This is a genomic window from Streptomyces sp. NPDC059567 (assembly GCF_042735655.1).
GTDB lineage: Bacteria > Actinomycetota > Actinomycetes > Streptomycetales > Streptomycetaceae > Streptomyces.
In genome coordinates this window covers 46,679-53,566 of sequence record NZ_JBHWBS010000001.1, presented here as the reverse complement: position 1 = coordinate 53,566, position 6,888 = coordinate 46,679, and the positions used below count along the sequence as shown (strand labels likewise).

Below are 6,888 nucleotides of genomic sequence, written 5' to 3'. Positions count from 1 at the left end.
CCCCCCCCCCCCGCCCCCGGGGGGGCCGGGGGGGGGCCGGACGGGGGTCCCCGGGGGGGGGGGGTGGGGGAGGTGCCGGCGGGGGGGGGGGGGGACGTCACCGGCTCCCCCGCCCCCCGTCCGCCCCGCCGCACCGCCCCCGTCCCGTGCTAGCCCGTGATGATGCCGGGGTCGCTGACGCCGGGGGCACCGGTCTCCACATGGCCGGCGAAGCGGCGCAGGAAGGTGCTGTCGCCGCTGGAGACGACCGACAGGTCGTACCAGCGCCCGCTGCCGCTCAGGTCCACGGTGTGCGTCACGGTGGCGCCCTGGGCCACGGTGAAGGTCCGAGACTGTCCCCCGTAGGCCGGGGCGTTGGTGACGGTGAGGGTGACGCCCGCGGCGCCCGCGTTCTTCATCGTCAGCACCAGGTTGCCGCCGACACCGTCATGACGGGCGGTCACCTCGGGGCCGGCCTTCGTGCCGGGTCCCCGGAAGCGGCGCAGGAAGCCCTGCGGGCCGGTGGCGGTGAGGTCGTATGTCCCCGCGGAGTACGACGTGTTCCAGGTGTCCGGCAGACTCGTGCCGGCCGCGGTGGTGTACGTCCACGGCCCGTCGGTGCGGTTCGGCGCGGTGATGTAGAAGTGGGCCCCGGCCTTGGCGCCCGCGCCGAAGGTCAGGGTGTAGCGGCCGGTGGACGGGGTGGCCGAGCCGTCGACGTACAGCTCGTACGGCAGCGGCCTGGTCGGGCGTGCCCCCGCCTCCTGGACGGGCAGGACCGGCTTGGTCGGCGGCTTCGGCACGTAGCTGGGGTGCCGCTCCTTGTCCGGCGGCTCGTAGGCCGAGGTGTCGGGCAGTTCGGTCGGCGCGGTGTCCTCGAGCGAGAAGTCGAAGGCCGAGGTGAGGTCGCCGCAGACGGCCCTCCGCCAGGGCGAGATCTGTGGCTCCTGCACACCGAAACGGCGCTCCATGAACCGGATGATCGACGTGTGGTCGAAGACCTCGGAGCAGACGTAACCGCCCTTGCTCCAGGGCGAGACGACGAGCATCGGGACGCGCTGGCCCAGACCGTAGGCGCCGGCGGCGTAGCCGGCGTTGCCGGTGAACCAGTCGAGGGACGTGTCGACGGTGGAGCGGCCCTGGGCGGCGGAGGCCGGCGGATAGGGCGGGACGACGTGGTCGAAGTAGCCGTCGTTCTCGTCGTACGTGATGAACAGCGCCGTCCTGCTCCACACCTCCGGGTTGGAGGTGAGCGCGTCGAGGACCTGGGAGATGTACCAGGCGCCGTAGTTCGAGGGGAAGTTGGGGTGCTCGGTGAAGGCCTCCGGTGCGGCGATCCAGGAGATCTTCGGAAGCCGGTTCGCGGCGACGTCGGCGCGCAGGATGTCGAAGAAACCGCCCCCGTTCTTGACGTCGGTGCCGGTGCGCGCCTTGTCGTAGAGCGGGTTGCCCGGCTGGGCGTTGCGGTACTGGTTGAAGTAGAGCAGCGAGTTGTCGCCGTAGTTGCCGCGGTAGGCGTCGTTGATCCAGCCCCAGTGGCCCGCCGCGTTCAGACCGTCGCCGATGTCCTGGTAGATCTTCCAGGAGATCCCGGCCTGCTCGAGCCGCTCGGGGTACGTCTTCCAGCTGTATCCGGCCTCTTCGTTGCCGAGGACGGGACCGCCTCCGGTGCGGTCGTTGCCGGTGTGGCCGGTCCACATGTAGTAGCGGTTCGGGTCGGTGGCCCCGATGAACGAGCAGTGGTAGGCGTCGCAGACGGTGAACGCGTCGGCGAGCGCGTAGTGGAACGGGATGTCGTTGCGGTTCAGGTACGCCATGGTGCCCGCGGACTTGGCGGGGATCCACTGGTCGTACTTGCCGTTGTTGAACGCCCGGTGGCCGCCCGCCCAGTCGTGGTTGAGCCCGGCGATGAACTGCATCCCGAGGTCGTCGGCCGTCGGGTGGTACGGCAGCACGGTCTTGGTGCCGTCCTGCTGGTGCCAGACCGACTTGCCGCTGGGCAGGGTGATCGGGCGGGGGTCGCCGAAGCCCCGGACGCCGTTCAGCGCGCCGAAGTAGTGGTCGAAGGAGCGGTTCTCCTGCATCAGGACGACGATGTGCTCGACGTCGGCGAGGGTCCCGCTCGCGCGGGCGGCGGGAATGGCGGCGGCCCGGGCGATGCTGCTGCCGAGGGCGGAGAAGCCGGCGGTGGCACCGGCTATCTGGAGAAAGCGGCGCCGATTGAGTTCCGTCATGGGTCTGAGCACCTCTGATGGATTCCGGGGGAGCGGTGGTCCGAGCGAGCCCAAGATCAGTGGGTGAGGGGACGGGGGCGTGTCGTCGACGCGTGGGGGCGCGGTACAGGACATGAACGCGGAGCATGGCGGGCGTCCCCACGGCCCGACATACCGTAGGGTCCGGCGGTGCGCGGCCGAGTGCCGTGGACGAAGAGTCCATGGAGTCGTGCGAGAAGTCCATGCGCCGCCCGTGCGCCCTTCCCGGGAACCGGCCGTGGCCGGAATCTGTCCCCATGAGGGAGGAAGGGGGGCGGAATGGACGCTTGGGTGGTCCCCGGGTACACGGAGTACCGGGAACTGGGTTCGGGCGGCAGCGGGCGGGTGGTCCTCGCCGTCCATGACGCGACCGGTGTGCCGGTGGCCGTGAAGTACCTCGGCGAACGGCTGCGGACGGACGCCGCGTTCATCCGGGGCTTCCGGGCGGAGGCACGTCTGCTCGGCGGCCTCGACTCGCCGTACGTCGTGGGTCTGTACGAGTACGTGGAGGCTCCGCGCGGCGCGGCCATCGTCATGGAGCTGGTCGACGGGCTCGCCCTGCGCGCGCTGCTGGCCCGAGAGGGCGCGACCGGCCCCGAGGCGGCGCTCGTGGTGCTCAAGGGCTCCCTGCTGGGTCTTGCCGCCGCGCACCGGGCGGGGGTCGTGCACCGCGACTACAAGCCCGAGAACGTCCTGGTCGCGGCCGACGGCTCCTCCAAGCTCGTCGACTTCGGCATCGCGACGGACCGCGGCAGCCGGCCCGGTGTCGCCGGCACCCCGGCGTACATGGCTCCCGAGCAGTGGAACGGCGAGCCCGCCTCCCCCGCCGCCGATGTGTACGCGGCGACCGCGACCTTCTACGAATGCCTCACCGGGCACAAGCCGTTCACCGGCCAGAACATCGCCGAACTGGCGCTCCAGCACCTCGACGCCCCCGTCCCCGACGCGGCCGCTCCGGAACCGTTGCGGCCGCTGATCCGGCGCGGTCTCGCCAAGGCTCCGGAGCAGCGGCCGGCGAACGCGGCGGCGTTCGTGACCGAGTTGGAGACGGTCGCCACGGCCGCGTACGGGCTCGACTGGGAGGAGCGCGGTCAGCGCAGACTCGCCGCGCTCGCGGCCCTTCTCCCGCTGCTGCTCCCCTCGAACGGCGGCGGGCAGGCCGCGGGCACGACCGCCCTCCACACGACCACCCTGCCGCCGAGCGGGGGCCGGGGTCGCGGGACGCGGCTGTGGCCGAGGGTGCTGCCTGCCGGCGTGGGGGCGCTGATCCTGGCCCTGCTGGCCGCCGTCGCCGCGCGGGCCGGGGACGAAGGAGCGGGCCGTACGACGGCCGAGGCCTTCGCCACCACGAGCGCGCTGCCGGAGGCCTCCGAGTCCCCCACCACCGCGCCTTCGGAGACACCGTCTCCGGAGACGACACCGTCGGACGCCACACCCTCGGCGTCCACCGAACCGACTCCGTCCACTCCCCCGCCGTCGCCCACGGAGACGCCGACGGCCACTCCGACCGCGACGGCGACGGTGACGCCGACGACGGCTCCGACCACGACCGCGCCTTCGACGGATCCGGTGACCAGCCCGCCCACGACCGCGCGACCGGTCGGCGTGAAGTCGGTGTCCGTCACCGGCCTGCGGCAGACCGGCGCGGGCACCGCGCAGGCGACGTTCGAGGTCGTCACGGACGGGACCGGCCCGGTGACGGTCCTCATCGGCTGGTTCACGAGTGACACCAAGGGAGCGCCGGGCGTCGCCGACGGCTCCGAGAGCCTTCGGCGCAGTGGAGCGACCCGCTACACCTTCACGCTGCCCCATGCCTTCCAGGGCGGGGGGTGCTACTGGGGTGTGCGGGCGACGACCGATCCCTCGGCCGCGAACGGCGGTTCCACGCAGCAGATCCTCACCCGGGGGTGCACGGTCTCATGAGCGATCCACGCCAGCGTCCGTACGACTCGGACGAGTACAGCGCCACGGTGCTCGGCAGCCAGTGGTTCGAACGGCCGGCGGACGACGTGCCGCCCGACCGTGTCGAGGGCGAGGTCCTGCGCTTCGGCCCCGGTGTGACCGCGGCCGTCCGGCGACAGGCCGCCGACGGTCCGACGACGGCGCAGATCTGGCACGGCGCGCTGCCCGGGCGGGCCCCCGGCGGACCGCCCCCGCGCCCGCGCCGTCGCGGGCTGGGTCGGTACGCCCTGGCCGGTGTCGTGCTGCTGGCCGTGCTGGCCTTCCTGGCCTGGCAGCGGCTGGGGCCGACGGTGTCCGTGCGCGGGGTGGCGGTCACCGCACCGTCCGAGCCGCTCGCGTGCGACGGTACGGCGGACGTCGTGGCGGTGGTGGACACGGACGGGCGGCCGGGCACGGTGACGTACCGCTGGGAGCGCAGCGACGGCACCACGTCCGAACCGCTGCGGGAGCGGCTCGCCCGCCATCAGACCCAGGCGCGCCTGCATCTGCTGTGGACCTTCCGCGGCCGGGGCGAGCACCGGGCGACGGCCAGGCTGGTGATCGTCTCACCGGCCCCGGAGCGCACCGCGGAGACCCGGTTCACGTACCGGTGCGACTGAAGACAGGCGCGACTGAAGACAGGTACGCCAGGCGCGGCAGACGCCTGGTGCGGCTGACGCGCGGCGTCGGGTGCCACTGATGCGCCAGGCGCCGGGCGCGACTGACGCCCGGCGCGGCCGAGGCGTCAGCGTCCGCGGCGGACGCGGGCGGCCTTGCGGGCCTCGGCCATCTTGCGGTCCTCGGCCGACCGCCGGGACTCGTTCTTGGCGCGGCCCGGCTTGCCGGGGACCGTGCCCATCCCGCGGAAGGGCTTGCCGCCGCGCTTGGGGCCTTCGCTGCTGGGCGCGTTCCCGGCGACGGGGACACCGGAGGGGGCCTTGGCGCCGGTGATCCGGCTGAGTTCGGCCTCGCCGGAACGGACCTGGGTGACCTGGGGGCGGAGCCCCGCGTCGGCCATGAGGCGGACCACGTCGCGCCGCTGGTCGGGCAGGACCAGCGTGACCACGCTGCCGGACTCGCCGGCGCGCGCGGTGCGCCCGCCGCGGTGCAGGTAGTCCTTGTGGTCGGCGGGCGGATCGACGTTGACGACGAGGTCGAGGTCGTCGACGTGGATGCCGCGCGCCGCGACGTTGGTGGCCACGAGGACCGTGACGTCGCCGTTCCGGAAGCGCTCCAGGGTGCGGGTGCGCAGCGGCTGGGACTTGTCGCCGTGCAGGGCGGCGGCCCGTACACCGCTGCCCAGCAGGTGCGCGGTGAAGCGGTCGACCGAGGCCTTGGTGGCCAGGAACATGATCACGCGCCCGTCGCGAGCGGCGATCTCGGTGGCGGTGGCGTACTTGTCGGCGCCGTGGACCTGGAGGACGTGGTGCTCCATGGTGGCGACGGCGGCGGCCGAGGGGTCGACCGAGTGGACCACCGCGTCGTGGAGGTAGCGCCGCACCAGCAGGTCGACGTTCTTGTCGAGTGTGGCGGAGAACAGCATGCGCTGGCCGTCGGCGCGTACGAGGTCGAGCAGTGCGGTGACCTGGTCCATGAAGCCCATGTCGGCCATCTGGTCGGCCTCGTCGAGGACGGTGATGTCCACCCGGTCCAGCCGGGCGTCTTTGCGCTCGACGAGATCCATGAGGCGTCCGGGTGTCGCGACGACGACCTCGGCCCCGTCGCGCAGCGCGGTCGCCTGCCGCCCGATCGACATGCCGCCGACCACGGTGGCCATCCGCAGCTTCAGTGCCCGGGCGTACGGCGTGAGCTCGTCGGTGACCTGCTGGGCCAGCTCGCGGGTGGGGACGAGCACGAGCGCCCGCGGCTTGCGCGCCTCGGCCCTGCGGCCGGCGGTCCGGACGAGCAGCGGGAGCCCGAAGGCGAGCGTCTTGCCGGATCCGGTGCGGCCCCGCCCCAGGACGTCCCGCCCGGCGAGGGCGTTCGGCAGGGTGGCGGCCTGGATCGGGAAGGGCGTGTCGACCCCGTGGGCGGTGAGCAGCTCTCGTACCTCGGCGGGCAGGCCGAGTTCGTCGAAGGACGCGACGGCGGGAAGGGCCGGTGTGTGGCTGACCGGCTGCGCGAATTCGTCCTTGGACGTGGAGGTACGACGGGTGCGGTCCGGGCGGACTGAGCTGCTCATGAAAACCTTTGCATGGAACCTTCGTGCCGGGAAATGGCCGGGATGTGGCGGGAAACGGCCGACAAGTCGAGAACGGCGGCCGGAAACGTAACGAGCCGGGGCCCTCACCTCTCGGGTGAGGACCCCAGCTGCGTCAGACGTGTGAAGGTCAGGCGGGGAGGATGTTCTCCGCCTGCGGGCCCTTCTGGCCCTGCGTGACGTCGAAGGTCACCTTCTGGCCCTCCTGCAGCTCACGGAAGCCGGAGGTCGCGATGTTGGAGTAGTGGGCGAACACGTCCGGGCCGCCACCCTCCTGCTCGATGAAGCCGAAACCCTTTTCCGAGTTGAACCACTTCACGGTGCCAGTAGCCATGCCATATCTCCTTCGGGGCATTACCCGGGAATCCGCACTGTGCGAATCCCGGCGTCGCGCGATGATTTCCCCGTCCGGAAACAGCACCGAAAATACAAAAAGTGCCCGACGATTCATCATCGTCAAAGGCACTTGAAGTCTATGGGAACCACAACTGCAACTGATCTCGACTGTAGCACGGC

General features: G+C 72.1%; 5 protein-coding genes. 2 read left to right on the top strand and 3 right to left on the bottom strand.

Going from position 1 to position 6,888, the window contains the following annotated elements:
* Positions 1 to 149: 149 nt before the first annotated feature.
* Complete coding sequence (locus ACFVZW_RS00180) at positions 150 to 2,213, bottom strand: phosphocholine-specific phospholipase C (protein ID WP_384514399.1); 2,064 nt, start codon at positions 2,211 to 2,213, stop codon at positions 150 to 152.
* A gap of 297 nt (positions 2,214 to 2,510) precedes the next feature.
* Here ACFVZW_RS00180 and ACFVZW_RS00175 point away from each other — a divergent pair, with 297 nt between their 5' ends.
* Positions 2,511 to 4,154 (top strand): protein kinase, encoded by a 1,644-nt coding sequence (locus ACFVZW_RS00175; protein WP_384514396.1) that lies wholly within the window; start codon positions 2,511 to 2,513, stop codon positions 4,152 to 4,154.
* A complete protein-coding gene (locus tag ACFVZW_RS00170) occupies positions 4,151 to 4,792 on the top strand; it encodes a hypothetical protein (protein WP_384514394.1) in 642 nt (213 codons plus the stop codon). Before ACFVZW_RS00175 ends, ACFVZW_RS00170 begins: the two co-directional genes overlap by 4 nt.
* Before the next feature lie 125 nt (positions 4,793 to 4,917).
* On the opposite strand, the gene ACFVZW_RS00165 is transcribed toward ACFVZW_RS00170, so the two are convergent.
* Both ACFVZW_RS00165 and ACFVZW_RS00160 read right to left on the bottom strand, forming a co-directional pair.
* Entirely contained in the window at positions 4,918 to 6,354 is a 1,437-nt protein-coding gene (locus ACFVZW_RS00165) for a DEAD/DEAH box helicase (RefSeq protein WP_384514392.1), read from the bottom strand.
* 148 nt (positions 6,355 to 6,502) lie between these two features.
* On the bottom strand, positions 6,503 to 6,706 hold the full coding sequence (locus ACFVZW_RS00160; RefSeq protein ID WP_033201600.1) for a cold-shock protein: 204 nt from the start codon (positions 6,704 to 6,706) through the stop codon (positions 6,503 to 6,505).
* Between the last annotated feature and the right edge of the window lie 182 nt (positions 6,707 to 6,888).

Bases quoted from the DNA above. Each gene is read 5' to 3' on its own strand.
- ACFVZW_RS00180 (WP_384514399.1), bottom strand. From the start codon at position 2,213: ATGACGGAACTCAATCGGCGCCGCTTTCTCCAGATAGCCGGTGCCACC.
- ACFVZW_RS00175 (WP_384514396.1), top strand. From the start codon at position 2,511: ATGGACGCTTGGGTGGTCCCCGGGTACACGGAGTACCGGGAACTGGGT.
- ACFVZW_RS00170 (WP_384514394.1), top strand. From the start codon at position 4,151: ATGAGCGATCCACGCCAGCGTCCGTACGACTCGGACGAGTACAGCGCC.
- ACFVZW_RS00165 (WP_384514392.1), bottom strand. From the start codon at position 6,354: ATGAGCAGCTCAGTCCGCCCGGACCGCACCCGTCGTACCTCCACGTCC.
- ACFVZW_RS00160 (WP_033201600.1), bottom strand. From the start codon at position 6,706: ATGGCTACTGGCACCGTGAAGTGGTTCAACTCGGAAAAGGGTTTCGGC.